Genomic DNA, 22388 nt, shown 5'->3' with positions numbered 1-22388 from the left:
ATAAAATTTAACTAACAGGTGATCAGTGCGCTTCCCACTCTCGCATCCGACCCCGGCAGTGCTTCATGGCGTTGACGATGTGTTTTTCCACCAGGGCGCGGGAAATGCACAGGCGCTCGGCGATTTGCAGGTGGGTCAGGCCGTCGAGCTTGCGCAGCAGAAAGCTGTCGCGACAGGCTGGCGGCAGCTCGGCCAGGGCGCGTTCGAGCAATTCCAGGCGCTGGCCGTGGTCGTGGTGGGTGTGGGGCGAGCAACTGGCGAAGCGCTCTTCGGCATCCAGCACATCCAGAGGTTCAACCTGGCGCAAGGCGTTGCGGCGATGACCGTCGATCACCAGGTTGAGCGCAGTGCGGTACAAAAAGGCGCGGGGTTGTTCGATGGGCGTGTCGCTGGAACGTTCCAGCACCCGAACATAAGCGTCATGCACCACATCCTCGGCCACCTGACGGTTGCCCAGCTTGGCGTTGAGGAAACACACCAGCTCGCGATAGTAGTTTTCCAACATGACTCCCGACCGCCGGGTGGCGGCATTAGGCCCTTGGGTGCAAAAAAGACAGCGTTTGGGTGATGGCAGTTTGAGTGCGTGCAATTTATAGTAATTCTCATCTACTTTTAAAGCACACTTGCATCAACGGACGATTATTTTTCTTCAAGGGAGCTGTAACTGCTTATGTAACCGCCTAAATCCCCCCGCAATTCCCTCGTCTACTTGTCAGCTCCCCGCAACTGCGGTCCGAACTTTCCTGGCTGGAACCAAAGCATGAAACGCCCTCGACCTGCCCGACGCGCCTTGCTGGCTATCGCTTGCCTGCTCCCCATCATCGCCATCGCGGCCTGGCAAGTGCTGCCGTCTGGGCGTGACACGCTCACCACCGTGAGCGTCACCCGCGGCAATATCGAAAACAGCGTGACGGCCCTGGGCACCCTGCAACCCAGGCGTTATGTGGATGTTGGCGCACAGGCGTCCGGGCAGATCCGCAAGATCCACGTCGAGGCCGGCGACCAGGTCCAGGAAGGCCAATTGCTGGTGGAAATCGACCCTTCCACGCAAAAAGCCAAGCTCGACGCCAGCCGGTACGCCATCGAAAACCTCAAGGCCCAGTTGCAGGAGCAAAATGCCCAGCATCAGTTGGCACGCCAGAAGTACCAGCGCCAGCAACGCCTGGCCGCCGGTAATGCGACCCGTGAAGAAGATGTACAAACCGCCAAAGCTGAATTGAGCGCCACTGCGGCCCGGGTCAGCATGTTCCAGGCGCAGATCCGACAAGCCCAGGCCAGCCTGCGCAGCGATGAAGCGGAGCTGGGCTACACACGCATCTATGCGCCGATGACCGGCACCGTCGTGGCGGTGGACGCGCGCGTCGGCCAGACCCTGAATGCCCAGCAGCAGACGCCGCTGATCCTGCGCATCGCCAAACTGTCACCGATGACCGTCTGGGCGGAAGTCTCGGAAGCCGATATCGGCCACGTCAAGCCGGGCATGACCGCGTACTTCACCACCCTGAGCGGCGGCAACCGGCGCTGGACCAGCACCGTGCGGCAGATCCTGCCGATCCCGCCCAAGCCCTTGAATGAAACCCAAGGCAGCGGCAGCCCCAACAGTTCCAGTAAAAGCGGCAGTGGCCGTGTGGTGCTGTACACCGTGCTGCTGGACGTGGACAACAGCGACAACGCGTTGATGGCGGAGATGACCACCCAGGTGTTTTTCGTTGCCAGCCAGGTCAAGGACGCCCTCACAGCACCGGTTGCCGCGCTGCGGGGCACGTCCAGTGCCGACCGCCAGATCGCACGGGTCGTGACCAAAAGCGGGCGTATCGAAGAACGCCACGTGCAACTGGGCATCAGTGACCGCCTGCGCGTCCAAGTGCTCGACGGCCTGAACGAGGGCGATCAACTGTTGATCGGCCCGGCCGACGGCATCGGGGGTTGAGTTGACCACGCCCCTGATCGAACTCAAGAACATCCGCAAATCCTACGGCGGCGGCGACAGCCCGCAGGTCGACGTGTTGCGCGGTATCGACCTGTCGATTCATGCCGGGGAGTTCGTTGCCATCGTCGGCGCCTCGGGCTCCGGCAAGTCCACGCTGATGAATATCCTCGGCTGCCTCGACCGCCCAAGCGTCGGTGACTACCTGTTCGCCGGGGAAAACGTCGCGCGCCTGGACTCTGACGAACTGGCCTGGCTGCGCCGCGAAGCCTTTGGCTTCGTGTTCCAGGGCTACCACTTGATTCCCTCCGGCTCGGCCCAGGAAAACGTCGAGATGCCGGCGATCTATGCCGGCATCAGCGCCACCGAGCGCCATGCCCGCGCCAACGCGCTACTCACGCGCCTGGGCCTGGCCGACCGCACCGGCAACCGTGCGCACCAGCTTTCCGGCGGCCAGCAGCAGCGCGTGTCCATCGCTCGCGCATTGATGAACGGTGGCCACATCATCCTGGCCGATGAACCCACCGGCGCCCTCGACAGCCACAGCGGCGCCGAGGTCATGACCCTGCTCGACGAACTGGCCAGCCAAGGCCACGTGGTGATCCTGATCACCCACGACCGCGAAGTGGCGGCGCGGGCCAACCGCATTATCGAGATTCGCGATGGGTTGATCATCAGTGACTCGGCCGATGGCAGCGAAGTTGCTCCTGCATTAGCCAACGGCGCCCTGCAAGCCGTTGACCTGCGCCAACGCCTGGCCGACGGCGCCGAGCACAATGGCGCGTGGAAAGCCGAACTGGTGGATGCCGTGCAAGCTGCCTGGCGGGTGATGTGGATCAACCGCTTCCGCACGGCGTTGACCCTGCTGGGCATCATCATCGGCGTGGCGTCGGTGGTGGTGATGCTCGCGGTGGGCGAAGGCAGCAAGCGCCAGGTCATGGCGCAGATGGGTGCGTTCGGTTCCAACATCATCTACCTCAGTGGCTCGTCGCCCAACCCGCGTACGCCGCCGGGGATCGTGTCGCTCAATGACGTCCACGCACTGGCAGCGCTGCCCCAGGTGCAGCGCATCATGCCGGTCAACGGCAGCGAAGCCGGGGTGCGTTTTGGCAATGTCGACTACATGGCCTATGTGGGCGGCAATGACACCAACTTCCCGGAGATTTTCAATTGGCCCGTGGTCGAGGGCAATTATTTTACCGCCGAGGACGAGCGCGCCGCCGCCACGGTGGCGGTGATCGGGCATCGTGTGCGCGAGAAACTGTTCAAGGGCGAGGTCGACCCCATCGGCCAGTACATCCTGATTGAGAACGTGCCGTTCCAGGTGATCGGGGTGCTGGCGGAAAAAGGCGCCAGCTCCGGCAACAAGGACAGCGACGACCGCATTGCCATCCCTTATACCGCCGCCAGCGTGCGCCTGTTCGGCAGCTATAACCCCGAATACGTGGTGATCGCGGCGGCTGATGCGCGCAAGGTCCACGAGGCCGAGTTGGCCATCGATCAGTTGATGCAGACGCTGCACAACGGCAAGCGCGACTACGAGCTGACCAACAACGCGGCGATGATCCAGGCCGAAGCCCACACGCAGAACACGCTGTCGTTGATGCTTGGTTCGATTGCCGCGATCTCCCTGTTGGTGGGCGGTATCGGCGTGATGAACATCATGTTGATGACTGTGCGCGAGCGTACCCGCGAAATCGGTATCCGCATGGCCACCGGTGCACGCCAGCGCGACATCCTGCGCCAGTTCCTCACCGAAGCGGTGATGCTCTCGGTGGTCGGCGGCCTGTGCGGCATCGCCCTGGCCCTGCTGGTGGGTGGCTTGCTGATACTGGCCGACGTGGCGGTGCAGTTTTCCCTGGTGGCGGTGTGTGGCGCATTTGGTTGCGCGCTGGTCACCGGCGTCGTATTCGGCTTTATGCCGGCCCGTAAAGCTGCCCGGCTCGATCCGGTTAAGGCGTTGACCAGTGAATAAACGATCCATCTACTTGCCCGGCTTGTGTGTGTTGCTCAGCGCCTGCGCCGGCAACCCACCGGCCATCGACACGGCTATTGCGCCGCCTGCCGCCTGGCAATACGCCGAGCGCGACGCCGCCCAGGCCACCAACCAGCAATGGTGGACACACTTCGCCAGCCCGCAGTTGAACCGACTGGTCGAGCAGGCCCGCCGTGACAGTTTCGACGTTGCTGCCGCCACGGCCCGTGTGCGCCAGGCCCAGGCCAGTGCGGTGATAGCCGGCGCGCCGTTGTTGCCCGAGGTGAAGTTCAACCTTGAGACCAGTCACCAGAAACTCATACGCGGCTCAGGTGGACCGAACCTGGATGCGTCCCAAAGCGACGACGCCGTCGACAACTTCGGCGCCAACCTCACCGCCAGCTACGAAGTGGACTTCTGGGGTGGCCGCGCCGCCGCTCGCGACAGCGCCCTGCACAGCCTGCGCGCCAGCGAGTTTGACCAGGCCACCGTGGAACTGACCCTGCTCAGCAGCGTGGCCGACCGCTACGCACAAACCCTCGCCGCCCACCAGCGCCAGCAGATCGCCGAGCTGAACCTGGCCAATGCGCGCAACGTGCTCGACCTGGTACAGACGCGCTATGACGCCGGCTCCGCCACGGCCCTGGAACTGGCCCAGCAAAAAAGCCTGGTGGCCAGCCAGCAACGCCAGCTGCCGCTGATCCAGCAATTGGCCGAAGAATCGCAGATCACCCTGGCCGCCCTGCTCGGCCAACCGGTGCAGACCTTGGACCTGGGCGCCGAGCCCTTTCAGGCACTGACCTGGCCGAGCATCGGCGCCGGCCTGCCCAGCCAATTGCTCAGCCGCCGGCCCGACATCGCCAAGGCCGAGGCGCAACTGGCGGCGGCACAGGCTGATGTCACCGTGGCCCGCGCGGCCATGCTGCCCGCCGTCACCCTTGGCGCGACCCTGGGTTCCGACGCCTACAAGGCCATGGATGTGTTGCGCAGCCCCTATTACACGCTGACTGCAGGCTTGGTCGGCCCGATCTTCAACAACGGCCGTTTAAGCGCTGAACGCGACAAGGCCCGCGCACGCCAGGAAGAACTGCTGCAGACCTATCGCGGCGCGATCATCAATGGCTTTGCCGATGTGGAAAAAGCCCTCAGCCGCATCACCCGCCTCGACCAGCAACGCGACTGGCAAAGTGAAGAGTTGCACCAAGCCCGGACAGCGTTCCAGATCGCCGAAAGCCGCTACCAGGCAGGTGCCGAAGACCTGCTCACGGTGCTGGAAACCCAGCGCACGCTGTACGCGGCCCAAGACCAGAATGTGCAACTGCGGCTGTCGCGCCTGCAAGCCAGCATCGCGCTGTACAAGGCACTGGGCGGTGGCTGGCAGGCACAGATCCGATAAACAAAACTCCGATTTCGTACATTAGCCGTCTTCTCCCCCTACATTCTTCAACCTGAGGTCCTTGGTAAAAAAGCCGCTATCACACGGCCACCCAGGACCTCTCGATGACTGTTGCAAACTACCTGACGTGCGCCTGTCTCTGGCTGACCGCAAGCCTTGCCCCTGCCCAACCACTGCTCCCTCCCACCACCATAGACTGGCTGCTGGACTGTCACCTGCCCACCGTTAAGCGTCTGGACCCCAAGGTGCTGCAACGCACCCAATGCGGCATCGTGAACGTACCGCGCAATTACGCTATGCCCCGGCAAGGCAGCGTGCGTCTCTACCTGACGCGCGTCGGCGCCCGTGACCCGTTGAACCGGGAGGGCGTGGTGTTTGCCCAGCCAGGCCACGCCGCCGCAAACAACCAGGGCGGCACCTTTGTCATTCACCTGACCAGCCTCTGGGGCGCCTACGCCAACCCCGCCTATCGCACGCTGGTCAACCGTTACGACGTGATCGAACTCAGCCCCCGCGACCTCAGCAACGACAACGGCATCGAACAGGCCGCTCAGGACATGGAGTACGTCCGCACGCAACTGGGCGACGCCCAACTGCTCTACCTGGGCAATGATAACGCCGCCCGCCTGGGTAGCCGTTACGCTGCGCTGTTTCCCGAGCGCGTGGCGCGCATGGTGCTGGTCAACGCGCAACAGGCCGAGGAAGCGGCTCCGCCGGTCGAGCAACTGCGGCTGAAAGAACCCGTCAAGCACGCCGCCAGCAGTTGTATCAACCGCTGGGTCGGGGACTTCCTGGTCTTTGGCAAGCAGCCACCGCCGTCCACGCGTTGCCTTGACTCAGGTAACCGCAGAGCCGCCACCCGTTTGCGACCTGTTGCCACCGAAAACGACACGTGGCGTTGACGCTGCATCCGGATCGCTATTAAGTGCTATTTATCCGCATTAATACGATAAATCGAACCCATGCTAAGTCGCCCACTCCGACGCAAACGCCAGAAGCTGTCCGATGTGATTGTCGAGTCGGTCAAGCGCTCCATCGTCACCGACGCCTTGAAGCCCGGCGACCGTCTACCCACCGAACGTGAGCTGATGGAAAGCTTCCAGTGTTCCAAGGGCTCGGCCCGCGAAGCGCTCAAGGCCCTGGAAGTGGAAGGCCTGGTGAGCACACGCACCGGCCCCAGCGGTGGTGCTTACCTGAACCAGGCCGGCACTGAGCCAGCCAGCCGCGCGCTGCGCAACTACCTGCACTTCCAGCACCTGGATGGCGAACAGGTGTACCAACTGCGCAAAGTCATTGAAGTGGAACTCGCGGTGTCGGTGCTTGGGCGCTTGAGCGAAGACGACTACCAGGCCCTGCAAGACAACGTGGATTTCTGCAGCGCCCCGGAAGACAGCGAGTCCGGCCAGCGCGAGCAACGCCTGGCGGAACTGGAGTTCCACAACCTGCTGGCCAAGGCCTGCCCCAATCCGTTGCTGAGTTTTATGGCGCAGTTCCTCAACGACCTGCTGCGCGACCTGGTGGTGTTGAAAAAGGCCTACAAGCCCAAGCGCAAGCAGTTCGACGCGGCCAACCTGGATTATCACAAGCAGTTGCTGGTCGCCTTCCGTGCCGGGGATGAAAGCGCGGTGCGCGGTTTGATGCATGAGCATATGTGCGATGCGGAACACCATATGACGGCGCTGGAAGGTGAAGTCAGCCCGCACTTCCTTCTGGAGTTCGATCACCGCCCCTAAAGACACCACAGTTTGACCCTATTCCAACCAACACCTGCGTTATCCAATAACAGGCCTGCCCACAGGCCCTTGCTCCACCGTATCGCCCTTGCCACTCCTGCCAATAACTACACCAGGGAGTCACCCCATGCAGCGTCGTACGTTGTTGAAAGCCAGTCTCACCGCAGCCGCCGCCCTCAGCCTCCCGCTGAGTATCCGGTCGGCATTCGCCGCCGAGCCCTTTACCTTTTACGGCCTCAAGTCCATGTCTGGCGCCTTTGCCAGCTATGGCAAATTTGCCGACATGGGTTCGCGCCTGGCGGTGGAACAGCACCCCGAACTCCTCGGGCGCCCACTGAACTACAAAGTCATCGACACCGAAGGCAATGCCGGCAAGGCCGTGCGCAAGGTGCAGGAAGCCATCCAGCAGGACGGCGCGCGGTTCTTCCAAGGCTGCACGCTGTCGTCGTCGGCACTGGCGGTTGCCAAGGAAGTCGACAAGGTCGGCGGTGTGTTCATGACCCCGGTCGGCGCCGATGAAGTCACCGGCAAGGATTGCAACCTCGCGACCTTCCGCTGGTCGGTGCCCACCTACGGCGCGATCCGTGAAACCATGGTGCCGCTGATCAAGCTGCTGCCGGACGCCAAGCGCTGGTACACCATCACCCCGCAATACGTGTTCGGCGAAGCGCTGCTCGAAGGCGCAAAAACAGTGCTCAAGGAAAACGGCCTGGAACACATTGGCAACAGCTACCACTCACTGCAAGAACAAGAATTCTCCGGCTACCTGACCAACGCCATCGCCGCCAAGCCCGATGTGCTCGTGCTGCTCAACTTCGGCAGCCAGTCGTCCAACACCCTGCGTCAGGCGGTGAACTTCGGCATCAAGGAGCGCATGAAAGTGCTGCTGGTATGGTCCGCCGGCCTCGACCAATTCCAGGAATTGGGCAGCGATGTGCTTGAAGGCGTGTACCTCGGCGCACAGTACTGGCACCAGGTCGACACCCCGCTCAACCGTGAACTGGTCAAGCTGACCCAGGCGAAGTACGGCATCAACCCCACCTACCCGCTGGCCGCCGATTACATCAGCACCAAGGTCATGCTCGAAACCATCATTTCCACCGCCAGCTTTGACGGCAAAACCGTGGCCAAAGCCATGCAGGGCTTGAGTTTCGAAGGGCCGACCGGCAAGGAATCGATCCGCGCCGGCGACCACCAGGTGATCAAGGATTACTACCTGCTGATCGGCAAGGCCACCGGCGACATGGCCGACAAGGACGACCTGGCCAAGGTGCTCAGTGCCGGCCAGTCGTTCCCGCCGGTAGAAGCCACGGGCTGCACGCTCGGCTGATCCCCTGAATTTGGTAGCGCAGGGCCGTGCAAGCGGCCTCCTGCAGAGGGTTCCTGCATGCTTTCTCTTTACCTGTTCCAGATACTCAACGGCCTCGGATTGGGGATGATCTACTTCCTGATCGCGGTCGGTCTCACGATCATTTTCGGCCTGCTCAACTTCGTCAACTTCGCCCACGGCGCGTTCTTCTTGCTGGGCGCCTACATCTGCTACACCGCCGTGAGCCTCACCGGCAACTTCTGGCTGGCGCTGCTCATCGCCCCGTTGGTGGTGGCCGCGTTGGCCTGGGCTATCGAGCGATTATTGATTCAACGGATTTACCACTTGCCGCACATGTTCCAGATCCTGGTGACCTTGGGCATCGCGTTGATCATCCAGGAAGCCAGCGTGATGATCTGGGGCCCGGTGGGCAAGAGCGTCGCCGTGCCAGAACTGCTGCGCGGCGTGCTGGTGGTGGGTGACTTCGTGTACCCCTATTACCGCCTTTTCCTCATCGCGTTTTCCGGGCTGGTCGGCCTGGGCCTGTGGCTGCTGTTGGAACGCACGCGCTTCGGCGCTCTGGTGCGGGCAGGCAGTGAAAGCACCGAGACCGTGTCGCTGCTGGGCACGAATATCTTCCGCCTGTTCTCCATGACCTTCGCCCTTGGCGTAGCCCTGGCCGGCATGGCCGGTGTGCTGTTCGCACCGTTGCGCGGCGCCCAGCCCTTCGTCGGCCCGGAAATTCTCGGGGTGGCGTTTGTGGTCGTGGTGATCGGCGGCATGGGTTCGTTCAGCGGTGCGCTGGTCGGCGGTTTGCTGGTGGGCGTGGTGCAAAGCCTGATGACCACACTTTGGCCCCAGGGCGCGAGCCTGATGATCTACGGCGCAATGGCCGTGGTGATTCTGGTACGTCCTTACGGCCTGTTTGGGAGAGCCTGACATGAGCGAGAAAAATCCCCTGCCGTTTGCCAAGACGCAATCGCGCGCGATGTTGCTGTGGGTATTGGCAGTGCTGATTGGCCTGCCGTTGATACTGCCATCGGCGACCCTGGCCACCGAGATTCTGATCTTTGCCATGGCCGCCCTCGCCTGCAACTTGCTGCTGGGTTACACCGGGCTACTGTCCTTCGGCCAAGGCATCTTCTTTGGTGCCGGCGCGTATTGTGCGGCGTTGCTGATGATCCACCTGCAAATGGGTTTGTTCACGGCGCTGCTTGGCGCCGCCGTCGCCGGTGGGTTCCTGGCCTTGTTGGTGGGCGCCCTGGCGATCCGCCGCACCGGCATCTACTTCGTGATGCTGACCCTGGCGTTCAGCCAAATGGCTTACTTCGTCGCCTATACGCTCAGTGACTGGACCGGCGGCGACAACGGCCTGCTCAGCGTGCCACGCCCGCAAATCCGTCTCGGTGACAGCGTGTTGCTGTCGCTGGCCGACGCCCGCGCCTTCTACGGTTTTGTCGCGGTGCTGTTCCTGCTGATCTTTATCGGCGCACGCCGGGTGATCGCCTCACCGTTCGGCAGCACGCTGATGGCGATCCGCGAAAACGAAACCCGTGCCTCGGCCATCGGCTACGACACGCGGCATTTCAAGATCCTGGTGTTTGTACTGTCCGGCGCGGTCACCGGGATTGCCGGGGCGCTGTACGCGATGCTGCTGCACTTTGTGCCGCTGTCGAATATCGACCTGATGATGTCCGAGAACATCCTGATCATGACCATCGTCGGCGGCACGGGCTCGTTGTTCGGCTCGTTGCTGGGCGCCGGTTCCATCGTGTTGCTGGGGGATTTCCTCTCCGACCTGTGGCCGCGCTGGCTGATGCTGTTAGGGTTGATTTTGATCCTGGTGGTGATCTTCATGCGCGGTGGTTTGTGGGGCGGCCTGGTGTCGCTGTTTGAACGCGTGCGAGGCGGTCGCAAGGCCGCCGCTGTCGCCAAGGAGGAAGGGCTATGAGCATCCTGCTCGAAACCAACGACCTGGAACTGGCCTACGGTGCCTTCCATGCGGTGAATGGCGTAAACCTCAAGGTCGAAGCCGGCACCATCCACACCATCATTGGCCCCAACGGCGCGGGCAAGACCAGCCTGTTCCACTGCCTCACCGGTGAACGCCAGGCCACCGCCGGGGCGATTCATTTCGACGGCAGGAACCTGATGCGCAAACCTGCCCATGCCCGTGTCGGCCTGGGTATGGCGCGCTCGTTCCAGCTCACTAGCCTGTTCCAGAACCTCAGCGTGCGCGAAAACCTGCGCCTGGCCGCCCAAGGCCGCGATGGTGCACGCGCCCTGAATTTCTGGCGCCGCGTGGACAGCAAGCGCGAACACCTGGAGATGGCCGATCAAGTGCTGGAGCGCCTGCAACTCACCGCCCGCGCCGATACCCTGGCCGGCGAGTTGTCCCACGGCCAGCAACGCGTGCTGGAGGTGGGCATGTCGATCTGCTCCAAACCCAAACTGTTGATGCTCGACGAGCCCACCTCGGGCATGGGCATCGACGACATCCCGATCATGACCCAACTGATCAGCGACCTCGGCCGCGACCACACGGTGCTGTTGATCGAACACAACATGAGCATTGTCATGTCCATCAGCCAACGCATCACAGTGATGAGCCACGGGCAGATCCTGGTGGAAGGCACGCCGGAATTCGTGCGGGCTGATGAACGTGTGCGCAGTGCTTACCTTGGGGAGGCTGCCTGATGCTGATCGTCGACAATATCCACTCCTACTACGACAAGAGCCACGTGCTGGAAGGCGTGTCGCTGACCGTAAACCCTGGCGAGTTGGTGACACTGCTGGGACGCAACGGTGCCGGCAAGACCACGACGCTGCGCAGCATCCTCGGGATTATTTGCCCACGTCAGGGCCAGATCCATTTCAACGGCCAGGCGCTGGTGGGCCAGAAGGTCTTTGAAATTGCTCGCCAGGGCCTGGCGCTGGTACCTGAGAACCGCGGAATTTTCCGCCTGCTGACCGTCGAAGAAAACCTGCGCATCGCCGCACGCAAGACCAGCCGCTGGCAGCTCGAAGATGTCTACGGCATGTTCCCGCGCCTCAAGGAGCGGCGTAAAAACGCCGGCCACGCGCTGTCTGGTGGCGAGCAACAGATGCTCGCCATCGCCCGTGCGCTGCTCAACGACCCAAAGTTGCTGATCCTTGATGAGCCCACCGAAGGCCTGGCCCCGGTGATCGTCGACGAGCTGGTGAAGATCCTGCGCAAGGTCAAGGACGACGGCCTGCCAGTGTTGCTGGTGGAACAGAACCTGATGGTCTGCGACAAGCTCGCCGACCGCCATTATGTGCTCGAACAAGGCCGCGTGGTCTACGAGGGCAGCGCCGCCGCTTTCCGCGCCGACCCGACCATCAAAAACCGCTATTTGGCCCTGAGTGCCTGACCGGAGACTGCTGATGAATAGTTTTGCGCAACCGCTCAAGAGCAACGCCCCGCTGATCAACCGCGACCGCCTGTGGCAATCCTTGATGGACCTGGCCCAGCTTGGCGCCACGGCCAAGGGCGGCGTGTGCCGCCTGGCCCTCACCGATCTGGACCGCCAGGCCCGCGACCTGTTTGTGCAATGGTGTGAGGCGGCCGGGTGCAGCGTCAGTGTCGACGCCATCGGCAATATTTTCGCGCGCCGCGCCGGACGCAATCCTGCCCTGCCCCCGGTGATGACCGGCAGCCATATCGACACCCAGCCCACCGGCGGCAAGTTCGACGGTTGCTATGGGGTGATGGCCGGGTTGGAGGTGATCCGCACCCTCAATGACTTGAACATCGAAACCGATGCGCCGATTGAAGTGGTGGTATGGACCAACGAAGAAGGCTCGCGCTTCCCGCCCTGCATGATGGGTTCGGGTGTGTTTGCCGGTAAATTCGATTTACAGGACACCCTCGATAAGCTCGACGACCAAGGCCTGTCGGTGGGCGCCGAGTTGCAGCGCATCGGCTATGCCGGTTCGCGCGCGGTGGTCGGCCACCCGGTGGGTGCGTATTTCGAAGCCCATATCGAACAAGGCCCGGTGCTGGAAGACCAGGCCACGACGATTGGCGTGGTCATGGGCTGCCTGGGCCAGAAGTGGTTCGACCTCACCCTCACCGGCGTCGAAGCCCACGCCGGCCCGACGCCGATGCACCTGCGCAAGGATGCCCTGGTGGGCGCCGCGGAGGTGGTCAGCGCGGTCAACCGTATCGCCCATCAACAACAACCCCACGCCTGTGGCACGGTCGGTTGCCTGAGCCTGCACCCGGGATCGCGCAATGTGATTCCGGGCCAAGTGCACATGACCATCGACCTGCGCCATCTGCATGCGGACACGCTGCAAGCGATGGTCGATGAAGTGCGCGGCGTGATCGAAGCCACCGCCAAAACGCACGGCCTCACCTTTGAGCTGACGCCGACAGCCGACTTCCCACCGCTGGACTTCAACCCGGCCTGCGTCAACGCGGTGCGCGACGCGGCGAGTGTCTTGGGCTTGAGCCATATGGATATCGTCAGCGGCGCCGGGCACGACGCGATTTTCGTCGCCGAACTGGGCCCCGCCGGGATGATCTTTGTGCCGTGCGAAGGCGGCATCAGCCATAACGAAATCGAAAACGCCGCGCCGGATGACTTGGCGGCGGGCTGCGCGGTATTGCTGCGCGCCATGGTCAAGGCGGCTCAGGGGGATGTGGCATGAGTGAAATCGGCGAATTGACGGCAGTGCAACTGCTGCAGCATTTTCGCGACAAGCGCCTGTCGCCGGTGGAAGTCACCAGAGACGCTTTGCGGCGTATCGAACGTTTCAATCCGGTAGTGAATGCCTACTGCCATGTGGACCCGGAAGGCGCGCTGAACGCGGCGCGCGCTTCGGAACAACGTTGGCTCGACGGCCAACCCTGCGGCGCGTTGGACGGTGTGCCGGCGTCGATCAAAGACCTCACGCTGACGATAGGCATGCCCACTCGAAAGGGCTCGCGCACCTCATCCGCCGACGGGCCGTGGGAGGTCGACGCGCCCTTCCCGGCCTTTATGCGCAAGGCCGGCGCGGTGCTGCTGGGCAAAACCACCACCCCGGAATTCGGCTGGAAAGGCGTCACCGATAACCCGCTGTACGGCATCACCCGCAACCCCTGGGACACACGCACCACGGCGGGCGGCTCTTCCGGTGGCGCTGGGGCCGCGGCGGCGTTGAACCTGGGCGTGCTGCACCAAGGCAGCGATGCCGGCGGTTCGATTCGGATTCCCTGTGCGTTTACCGGCACCTTTGGTATCAAGCCGACCTTTGGCTATGTGCCGCAGTGGCCGGCCAGTTCCATGACCCTCCTTTCACACCTAGGGCCGATGACCCGTACCGTGGAGGACAGCGTGTTGATGCTGCAGACCATCGCCCAGCCGGATGCACGGGATGGCTTGATCGGCGCGCCACGCACCACACCATGGCTGACGCCGGGTACGGATCTGACAGGTTTGCGGGTTGCCTATAGCCCGAACTTCGGTTACGTGGACGTCGACCCGCACGTGGCCAAGGTCGTCGCTCAAGCGGTGGCAGGGCTGGTGCAACTGGGCGCCCATGTCGAGCAAATCGACCCCGGCTTCAGCGACCCGCTGGAAGTCTTCAGCACCCTGTGGGCAGCCGGCGCCGCACGCCTGACCGGGAGCATGAGCGAGGCGCAAAAACAGATGCTGGACCCTGGTTTGCTGCGCATCGCACGACGCGGTGAGCGGTTGAGCCTGGATGACTTCAGCGCCGCCCTCGAAGCACGCGCAGCACTGGTAGCGCGCATGGCGGCCTTTCATGAACATTACGACGTGCTGGTATCGCCGATGATGCCGATCACCGCGTTCGACGCCGGGCACGACGTGCCACCGGGCTCGGATTTTCAGGAGTGGACAGAGTGGACGCCGTTCACCTACCCCTTCAACCTCACCCAACAACCGGCAGCCTCAGTGCCGTGTGGGCTAGCAGCGAATGGGCTGCCGGTGGGCTTGCATGTGGTAGGCGCACGGTTTGCGGATGAAACGGTTTTACGGGTGTGCCAGGTGTATGCCAAAGCATTCCCTACCCGGCACTTGCAGACACCCAAAACCCCAGCCTGAAATGCAATAACCTGTGCGGGCTTGCTCGCACCGTTTTGACCGCATTCCATTACAATGCCCCCATTCATCACCGGGGGCTTCATGGACATCGAACTGGCACGCACTTTCCTCGAAATCACCCGCTGCGGCAGCCTGGCTGCAGCGGCCGAGAAACTGCACGTCACCCAGACCGCCATCACCGCACGGGTCAAGAGCCTGGAAAGCCAGTTGGGCAGCACGCTGTTCGTGCGCAACCGTGCTGGCGCGCGGCTGACCGCCGATGGCGAAGCCTTCGTGGTGTACGCCAACCAATTGTTGCAAACCTGGGAAGCCGCCAAGCGTGACCTGCCCTTGCCGGATGGCTATCGCAACGTGCTGCACATCGGTGGCGAGGTCAGCCTGTGCAACCCGCTGATGCTCGGCTGGGCCCAGGCGCTGCGCCAACATATCCCCGGCCATGCGCTGCGTACCGAAATCCGTGAAGGCGAGTACCTGTTGCGCCAGTTGGAACTGGGCGTGCTCGACGCCGCGCTGGTGTTCCAACCGCAGTACTGGCCGGGGTTGCAGGTGGAGCAGGTGCTGGAAGAAAAACTGATCCTGGTGCAACTGGTGAGCAATCCAGCCCCCTATGTGTATATCGACTGGGGCCCAGGCTTTCGCCAGCAGCATGACGCCGCTCTGCCCGACAAGGCCCGCGCCGCGCTGAGTTTCAACCTCGGGCCACTGGCGTTGCAGTACCTCCTGGAGAACGGTGGCGCCGGCTATTTCCGTACCCGCGTGGTGCAAAGCTACCTCGACAGCGGCGTGATGCAGCGCGTGCCGAAGGCGCCGGAGTTCAGCTTTCCCACTTACCTGGTGTATGCAAGGGCGCGAGATTCGGCGGTGTTGCAACAGGCGCTGGGGTTGCTTCGCGAAGTGGTCAAGGCCGAAAGTGACTGGTCGCAGCGCTGGGACCCCTTGATTTGAATCACCCTGACTCCGCGCGCATGCTAGCCTGCGGGGGTTTCCTTTTGCAGCCTTGCCGATGAACAAGAAAAAGTCCGTCACCATCAGCGACATCGCCAAACGCGTGGGCATGACCACCATCACGGTGTCCCGCGCGCTGAGCAAACCTGACCTGGTCAAGCCGGCCACCCTGGCGCGCATCCTCGAAGTAGCGCGGGAGCTGGACTATGTGCCCAACGCCTTCGCCCGCGGGCTCAAGCGCAGTGAAAGCCTGATCATCGGCGTGATCACCGCCTCAGTGGACAACCCGTTCTACAGCGAAATGATCAAGGCGATTTCCCGCGAGGCCAAGCAGCACGGCTACACCATCATGCTGGTGGACACCGACGAGCTGGAAGAGCTGGAAAGCAAAGCCGTGGACACCCTGTTGGGCTACCGCGTGGCGGGGATCATCCTGTCGCCGGTCTCGGACGAGCCGAGCTACCAACCCGACTACCTTGAACGCCTGGGCAACGGCAAGACCCCGGTGGTGCTGCTCGATCGCACGATCCACGACAGCCCGTTCAGCCGCGTGGTGCTGGACAACTACCACAGCGGCATCCAGGCCGCGCACTACCTGCTGCGCCAGACACCCAAGCTCAAGCGCGTGCTGGTGCTGACGGGGCCCGAACACTCACGCATCACCGTCGAACGCCTCAAGGGCCTGCACGAAGTGCTGGCCGAACATCCCCAGGTGCAGGTCGAAGTGCAGGCCGGCGACTACACGCTGATGCCGTCGTACCTGCACACCCTCGACTACCTGGCCGAACACTCGGCGCCGGATGCGATCATGGGCTTCAACCAGTTGATCACCCTCGGTGCCCTGCGCGCGTTGCGCATGCACAACATCCCCCACGACAGCCTGACCATTTGCGGCATCGACCGCCTGCCCTTCGCCGATATCTTCGGCGTGCCCATCGCCTGCGTGGCCCACGACGCGTCCTTGGCCGGCAGCAGCGCGGTACGCCTGTTGCTTGACCACCTCGAAGACCCGTTCAAACCACGGGACAAGGTGGTGATAGCCGGCCAGTTGGAAAACGGCTAGCGGCTGGTATAGCCGCCGTCGATGGGCAGGCTGACACCGCTGATCATGCTGGCGGCGCGGCTCAGCAGGAACAGCACCGGCAGCGCAACTTCCACGGTTTCAGCGAAGCGTCCCAAGGGAATAGCCGCCAGCGCAGGATCACGCTTGGCCGGCTCGGACCAGGCCATGGTCGCCATCGGTGTGAGCGTGACCGTAGGATTGACGCTGTTGACGCGAATCCCAAAACGGCCCCACTCGGCGCATTGCACGCGGGTGATCGCGTCCAGCGCGGCCTTGGACGCGCAGTAGCCGAGGTGATCGTCCAGGGCCACCAGCGAGGCCTGGCTGGAGACGTTGACGATGCTACCGGCGATGTGTGCCTTGATCATTTTGGCGGCCACGCGGCTGGCGACTTGCGCGGCGGCGCGGGCGTTGACGTTCATCACTTGGTCGAACGCGTCGGCGCTGATCATGGCAGCGGGTTCCAGGCGCGAGATGCCGGCACAGTTGACCAGGCCGTGCAGCGGCGGCAGGTCTTGCAGGGCTTTGTCGAGGGCGGTGCTGTCGGCGATGTCCAGGCAGAGGGTGTGGCAGCCGAGTTGGGCCAGGGCTTGGGCGTCGCGGCCGAGGGCAAAGACGTCGGCGCCGCTGGCGATCAACTGCAGGGCGATCTCGCGGCCGATGCCACTGCTGGCGCCGGTGACGAGGATACGGTGGTGGGTGAAGTCGAAGGCTGCGTTCATAGATCACAATCTCAAGAACAATGGAGATCCCCTGTGGGTGCGGCGGTGCGACTTGCTCGCTCCCACATTTTTGGGCTGTGTTGAATCAGTTGGTTTGCAGGGTGTGCATGATCGGTTTCAGGGCGGGATACAGCTTCAAATACTCGGCAAACGCTTGGTCGTACGTTGCGATATTTTCCCGCTGTGGCTCCGCCCGCAGCGCCAACTGCACCCATCCTTTATCCATCTCTGCATCACTCACCAACCCCACGGTATGCGCCGCCAACAACGCCGCACCCAACGCCGCTTCCACCTCCTGAACGATGGTGTACACCGGGTACTGCGTAATATCCGCGATGATCTGCATCCACAAATCCGAATGGCTCGCGCCACCCACCACGATCAAACGCGGGTCCAGGGAATGCGCCCCGCGAGTGCCCGCTTCGATGTTATGCCGCAGGGCAAAACTCACCCCCTCCAGCACCGCGCGGTACAGGTGAATGCGGCTGTGATACAGGTTCAAGCCGACAAAACTGCCACTTGCGCGGTCATCCCACACCGGGCTGCGCTCGCCCATCAGGTAAGGCAGGAACAGCAGGCCCTCACTGCCCGCCGGAATGCTCATCGCGCTCTGTTCCAGCAGCGCCAGACTGTCCTGGCCGGTGGCCTTGGCCTGTTGCTCTTCAGCCTGGCAGAACTGCTCGCGAAACCAACTGACCGAGGCACCGGCGGTGATCGCACCGCCGAATATGTACAGGTCCCGGTGGCCGTTGTAGACGTGGGGCATGCTCACCAAGCCGTGGTGTGCATCCACCTGCTGGTTCAGGTAACCCCAGCACATGCTGGTGCCGATCATCGCCACGTGATTGCCCGGCTGAGTCACGCCCGCTGCCAAGGTGGCCATGGCCGCATCGACGCCACCGGCCAGGATCGGTGTACCGGCCTGCAGGCCCAGGCGCAATGCCCAGTCTTGCAACAAGCCACCGACCACTTCACCGGAATACACCAAGCGTTCAGGCATCATCGCCTGCGGTATGCCCAGTGCATCGAGCATCTCGCCGGACCAGCCGCGCGCGGCCACATCGTAGACACCACCGATATTGCCGGCGCTGCTATGGTCCACCGCCAACTCACCCGTGAGGCACAAGTTGATATAGCTGTTGGGCGGCAGCAAGTAGCGGGTGTTCGCCCACACCTCAGGCTGGTGCTGCTTGAGCCAGAGCATCTTGGTGAAACCGTAGTAGCTGTCCACCGAGTTGCCGGTGACCTCGAACAAGCGTTCCAGGTCCACCTGCTCGCGCACCCAGGCCACCTGCTCGCCGGCGCGGCGGTCCATCCAGATCAGGCACGGGTGCAGCGGTGTGATCTGTGCATCCACCGCAATTCCCGAACCGCCATACAGGCTGCTGATGCACAGCGCCTTGACCTGCTGCGCCGCCACGCCCGCCTTGCCCATGCACTGCGCGACACAGGCTTCGACGGCGTCCAGCCAGACCTGCGGCCATTGTTCGGCCCAGCGCACTTTCGGGGTATCCACGCGATACCCCTGGCTGTGCTGGGCGATGATCGTGCCTTGACCATCCACCAGCAGCGCCTTGGTGCTCTGGGTTCCTATATCGACACCCATCACGTAGTTCATGCTCAGGCCACCGGCTTCAACAGCACCTTGATTGACGTGGTCGAGTTGGCCAGCTCAAACGCTTCGGCGTAGTCATCCAAGGGGAAATCGTGGGTGACGATGCCCTTGGAGGTGACCAGGCCACGTTCGAACAGGTCGATGGCAATCGGGTAGCAGTAAGGCCCGAGGTGGGCACCGCGCACGTCCAGCTCCTTGCGGTCGCCGATGATCGACCAGTCGACCGTAGTCTCGGCGCCAAACACGCTGAACTCGACAAAGCGCCCGAGCTTGCGGATCAAGTCCAGGCCCTGGGTGACGCCGGCCGGTACGCCAGTGGTTTCGATGTACACGTCGCAACCATAGTTGTCGGTGAGGCCGTTGATGATCTCGCGAGCGTTGTCGCGGGACGGGTTGATCACCACATCAGCGCCGAATTTTTTTGCCAGTTCCAGACGCTCGTCGACCATGTCGATCACCACCAGTTTTTTCGGGGTTTTCAACGCGGCGACCTGGACCATGCACAAGCCGAGGGTGCCGGCACCGGCGATGACCACCACGTCGTCAAGCTGGACATCGCCACGGTTGACGGTGTGGATCGAGCAGGCCATCGGCTCCACCAGCGCCGAGTCTTCCAGCGACACCGATTCAGGGATCTTGTGCACGATGGCGGTCTTGGGAATGCGCATGTACTGGGCCATGCCGCCTTCGGCCACTTCACGCTGGAAGCCGAAGATGTTGTGCACTTCGCACATCCAATACTTGCCCGATTTGCAGAAGCGGCACTTGCCGCAGGGCACGATCTGCTCGGCAATCACTTTGTCGCCTACCGCGACGTCGAAGTGCTCTTCGCCGCCCTCGCCGACTTCCACCACATAGCCAAAAAACTCGTGCCCCGGCACGACCGGCGCCTTGACCCACGGGTTGTCACCCCCCCAGAACATTGCCGCGCCCGAGTGGCACTTGCAGTCACTGGCGCAGATGCCACAGGCGGCGATGCGGATCACCAGTTCATTGGCACGTGCCTGAGGTTTGCCGATGCGTTCCAGGCGGTAGTCTTTGGGGCCGTGGCAGACGACGGCTTGCATTTCGGTGTGCTTATCCATGGTGTCTGATCCCGTTCTTGTTAGGAGTTTATTTATGGCGCTGACGGCTGATAAAAATCGCCAGCAGAATGATCCCGCCCTTGATCACGCTTTGGACGTAGGGCGAAACGCCAAGCATGTTCAGACCGTTGTTCAATACGCCGAGCAGCAGGGCGCCGAGCAACGTGCCGACGATGACCCCACGCCCACCGGCAATCGACGCGCCGCCAAGGACCACGGCAGCGATCGCATCGAGCTCGAACGACACGCCGGCATTCGGCTGGCCGCTCATCAAGCGTGAGGTCAGCACCAGCCCGGCAATCGCCGCCGTGAGGCCGCTGATGCCGTACACCAGCAACTTGAAGCGCGCGGCGCGCACGCCGGACAAACGCACCGCTTCTTCATTGCCGCCGATGGCGTAGATGTAGCGGCCGATGCGCGTGTGTTGCAGCAGCACATAGGCGGCGGCGTAGGTGATCAGCATGATCAGGATCGGCACTTCAATGCCGAACAGCCTCTGGCGGCCGAAGAAGCCGAACCACTCCGGCAACCCGGAAATCGGGTAACCGTCGGTGTACATCAGGCCCAGGCCACGGGCGATGCCCATGGTCGCCAGGGTGACGATGATCGGCGGCATGTGCAGGTAGGCCACGAACAGACCGTTGCCGATGCCGAAGGCCACACCGATCAACATGCCCGCGCCAATCGCCAACCCTGGCGGCAGCCCCGCGACCATCAACCCGGCGGTAAGCGTGCCGGACAAGGCCATCACCGGCCCCACCGACAAATCGATGCCGCCAGTGAGAATCACGCAGGTCATGCCCACCGCGATAATCGCGTTGATCGACACCTGGCGGGCGATGTTCGACAGGTTGCTGGCGGTGAGGAACGTGTCGCTGGCGAGGATCATCACCAGGGTCACCACCACCAGCCCCACAAACGGATAAAACGCCGGCGAACGCACTAGCCTCGCCAGGTTCAGGCGCAGCCGGCTGCTGTCGCCGCTGCTAATGGACGTATTCACTTGAGCCCCCTGTTGCATGGCGCATGACCTCTTGAGGATTGACGGCAGACGCTTCGAGTACCTTGACGATGGCGCCCTTGTGGAACACCGCGACGCGGTCGCACATGCCAATGACTTCCGGTAATTCGGAGGAAATCATGATGATTGCGTAGCCCTGCTCGGTGAGGCTGCGCATCAGCGCGTAGATCTGCGCCTTGGCCCCCACGTCGATGCCACGGGTGGGTTCGTCGAACACCAGCACGTTGCAGTGGTGATTGATCCAGCGGGCGATCACGACTTTCTGCTGGTTGCCGCCACTGAGGTTGAACACCCGGCTTTCGCTGCTCGGGGCTTTGATCGACAGCTGTTTCATCAGGCCTTCGACGCTCGCACATTCGCGGCTTTTGTCGATCAGGCCGGAGGCGTTCTGGTATTTGGGCAGGTTGTTCAGCGAGATGTTTTCGCGAATGCTGAAATCAGTGATCAGCCCTTCGCTCTTGCGGCTTTCCGGGAGCAGGCCGATGCCGTGGGCCAGCGCCTGGGCCGGGTCATCGAGGGTGATTTTTTCACCGCGCAGCCACACCTCTTTGCTCACTGCCGGCAGCGCGCCCATCATGCCCAGCGCCAGTTCGGTACGGCCGGAGCCGACCAAGCCGGCAAAGCCGAGAATTTCGCCCTTGTGCAATTGGAAGCTGTTGTGGGGGCCATTGCGCACCAATTGGATGTCCTTGACCTCCAGCAACAGCGAGCCGCGTGCGCTGGTCGGTTTGGGCGGAAAACTGCATTCCAGGCGACGACCTACCATCATTTCGACCAAACGGTCGATGTCACTGTCGGCCACATCGGTGACGCCGACATTGCCGCCGTCACGCAGCACGCTGATGCGGTCGCACACCTGGAAAATCTCTTCCAAGTGATGCGAGATAAAAATCACCGCCACGCCCTGGCGCTTGAGTTCGCGCATGATCTCGAACAGCAGCTCCGCTTCGCTGGGCGTAAGCGTGGCCGTGGGTTCGTCGAGCACCAGCAGGCGCGCATCCAGGGCCAGGGCCTTGGCGATTTCGACAAACTGCTGCTCGGCCACGCTCAGGTGCTTAACCGCGCATTGCAGGTCGATCCTCACGCCCAGACGCTTGAACAAGGCCTCGCTGGCCTCGACCATCTGGCGCTTGCGCAACAGGCCGAAGCGGTTGCTCAGCTCATGGCCGAGGAAGATGTTTTCCACCGCCGTGAGGTAAGGAATCAGGCTGAATTCCTGGAACACGATGCCGATACCCGCAGCAATGGCATCGCGATAGGTCGCGAATTGCTGCGCCTGGCCGTCGATCAGGATCTGGCCTTCGTCTTGATGCTCGACGCCGCCGAGAATCTTCATCAGCGTCGATTTGCCCGCGCCATTTTCGCCGAGCAAGGCATGAATCTCACCGCGCTCGACTTGCAGGTTGATGGACTTGAGGGCCTGTACGCCCGGGTACCGCTTACAGATGTTTTCCAGCTTCAGAAGACTGCTCATACCGCCGACCTCGTATTCAGAAGGAAACCTTAAGCCCCACGGATGACGT

20 protein-coding genes are annotated in these 22388 nt (G+C 62.6%); 14 read left to right on the top strand and 6 right to left on the bottom strand.

Annotated elements, in window-relative coordinates; genetic code table 11:
- Positions 1-22: 22 nt before the first annotated feature.
- Positions 23-505 carry a sigma-70 family RNA polymerase sigma factor gene (locus tag AACY52_RS11915; protein ID WP_065875993.1) on the bottom strand — a complete coding sequence of 161 codons (483 nt, stop codon included), beginning with the start codon at positions 503-505 and terminating at the stop codon, positions 23-25.
- A gap of 255 nt (positions 506-760) precedes the next feature.
- On the opposite strand from AACY52_RS11915, the gene AACY52_RS11910 reads away from it, so the two are divergent.
- The 14 genes from AACY52_RS11910 (at position 761) to AACY52_RS11845 (ending at position 16422) form a co-directional block, all read left to right on the top strand.
- Positions 761-1930, top strand: coding sequence for an efflux RND transporter periplasmic adaptor subunit (locus AACY52_RS11910; RefSeq protein WP_339418000.1), 1170 nt, complete (start codon positions 761-763; stop codon positions 1928-1930).
- Between the two features lies 1 nt (position 1931).
- Positions 1932-3902, top strand: coding sequence for a MacB family efflux pump subunit (locus tag AACY52_RS11905; RefSeq protein WP_339456984.1), 1971 nt, complete (start codon positions 1932-1934; stop codon positions 3900-3902).
- Complete coding sequence (locus tag AACY52_RS11900) at positions 3895-5298, top strand: efflux transporter outer membrane subunit (protein ID WP_339427864.1); 1404 nt, start codon at positions 3895-3897, stop codon at positions 5296-5298. The genes AACY52_RS11905 and AACY52_RS11900 overlap by 8 nt, the downstream gene beginning before the upstream one ends.
- A gap of 104 nt (positions 5299-5402) precedes the next feature.
- Entirely contained in the window at positions 5403-6200 is a 798-nt protein-coding gene (locus AACY52_RS11895; RefSeq protein ID WP_339418003.1) for an alpha/beta fold hydrolase, read from the top strand.
- Between the two features lie 60 nt (positions 6201-6260).
- Positions 6261-7031, top strand: coding sequence for an FCD domain-containing protein (locus AACY52_RS11890; protein ID WP_339418004.1), 771 nt, complete (start codon positions 6261-6263; stop codon positions 7029-7031).
- 127 nt (positions 7032-7158) lie between these two features.
- Positions 7159-8361, top strand: coding sequence for an ABC transporter substrate-binding protein (locus AACY52_RS11885; protein WP_339418006.1), 1203 nt, complete (start codon positions 7159-7161; stop codon positions 8359-8361).
- Between the two features lie 57 nt (positions 8362-8418).
- Positions 8419-9279, top strand: a complete 861-nt coding sequence (locus AACY52_RS11880; RefSeq protein WP_339418008.1) for a branched-chain amino acid ABC transporter permease — start codon at positions 8419-8421, stop codon at positions 9277-9279.
- A gap of 1 nt (position 9280) precedes the next feature.
- Positions 9281-10291 (top strand): branched-chain amino acid ABC transporter permease, encoded by a 1011-nt coding sequence (locus AACY52_RS11875; RefSeq protein ID WP_339418009.1) that lies wholly within the window; start codon positions 9281-9283, stop codon positions 10289-10291.
- Entirely contained in the window at positions 10288-11037 is a 750-nt protein-coding gene (locus AACY52_RS11870) for an ABC transporter ATP-binding protein (protein WP_339418010.1), read from the top strand. Before AACY52_RS11875 ends, AACY52_RS11870 begins: the two co-directional genes overlap by 4 nt.
- Positions 11037-11732, top strand: a complete 696-nt coding sequence (locus AACY52_RS11865) for an ABC transporter ATP-binding protein (RefSeq protein WP_339418011.1) — start codon at positions 11037-11039, stop codon at positions 11730-11732. Before AACY52_RS11870 ends, AACY52_RS11865 begins: the two co-directional genes overlap by 1 nt.
- Positions 11733-11745: 13 nt before the next feature.
- Positions 11746-13014: a Zn-dependent hydrolase gene (locus AACY52_RS11860; RefSeq protein WP_339418013.1), complete on the top strand. Its 1269-nt coding sequence runs from the start codon at positions 11746-11748 to the stop codon at positions 13012-13014.
- Complete coding sequence (locus AACY52_RS11855; RefSeq protein ID WP_339560515.1) at positions 13011-14414, top strand: amidase; 1404 nt, start codon at positions 13011-13013, stop codon at positions 14412-14414. The genes AACY52_RS11860 and AACY52_RS11855 overlap by 4 nt, the downstream gene beginning before the upstream one ends.
- A gap of 81 nt (positions 14415-14495) precedes the next feature.
- On the top strand, positions 14496-15359 hold the full coding sequence (locus AACY52_RS11850) for a LysR family transcriptional regulator (protein ID WP_339427868.1): 864 nt from the start codon (positions 14496-14498) through the stop codon (positions 15357-15359).
- Between the two features lie 58 nt (positions 15360-15417).
- A complete protein-coding gene (locus AACY52_RS11845; protein WP_339560514.1) occupies positions 15418-16422 on the top strand; it encodes a LacI family DNA-binding transcriptional regulator in 1005 nt (334 codons plus the stop codon).
- Here the strand turns inward: AACY52_RS11845 and AACY52_RS11840 are convergent.
- The 5 genes from AACY52_RS11840 to AACY52_RS11820 form a co-directional block, all read right to left on the bottom strand.
- Entirely contained in the window at positions 16419-17144 is a 726-nt protein-coding gene (locus AACY52_RS11840) for an SDR family oxidoreductase (RefSeq protein WP_339418021.1), read from the bottom strand. The two genes, AACY52_RS11845 and AACY52_RS11840, sit on opposite strands and share 4 nt — an antisense overlap.
- An 85-nt stretch (positions 17145-17229) precedes the next feature.
- The gene (locus AACY52_RS11835) at positions 17230-18762 is read right to left on the bottom strand and encodes an FGGY-family carbohydrate kinase (RefSeq protein WP_339427869.1); all 1533 of its coding nucleotides are present in this window, start codon (positions 18760-18762) and stop codon (positions 17230-17232) included.
- A 2-nt stretch (positions 18763-18764) separates the two neighbouring features.
- Positions 18765-19844 carry an alcohol dehydrogenase catalytic domain-containing protein gene (locus AACY52_RS11830; protein ID WP_339560513.1) on the bottom strand — a complete coding sequence of 360 codons (1080 nt, stop codon included), beginning with the start codon at positions 19842-19844 and terminating at the stop codon, positions 18765-18767.
- A 28-nt stretch (positions 19845-19872) separates the two neighbouring features.
- Positions 19873-20865: an ABC transporter permease gene (locus tag AACY52_RS11825; protein WP_339427870.1), complete on the bottom strand. Its 993-nt coding sequence runs from the start codon at positions 20863-20865 to the stop codon at positions 19873-19875.
- Positions 20831-22339, bottom strand: a complete 1509-nt coding sequence (locus AACY52_RS11820) for a sugar ABC transporter ATP-binding protein (RefSeq protein WP_339418027.1) — start codon at positions 22337-22339, stop codon at positions 20831-20833. The genes AACY52_RS11825 and AACY52_RS11820 overlap by 35 nt, the downstream gene beginning before the upstream one ends.
- Between the last annotated feature and the right edge of the window lie 49 nt (positions 22340-22388).

It is taken from the genome of Pseudomonas sp. EA_65y_Pfl1_P113 (assembly GCF_963970525.1).
Classification (GTDB): Bacteria; Pseudomonadota; Gammaproteobacteria; order Pseudomonadales; family Pseudomonadaceae; genus Aquipseudomonas; species Aquipseudomonas tritici.
The sequence above is the reverse complement of the archived record's forward strand: the minus strand, read 5'-3'. Positions and strand labels throughout refer to the sequence as shown.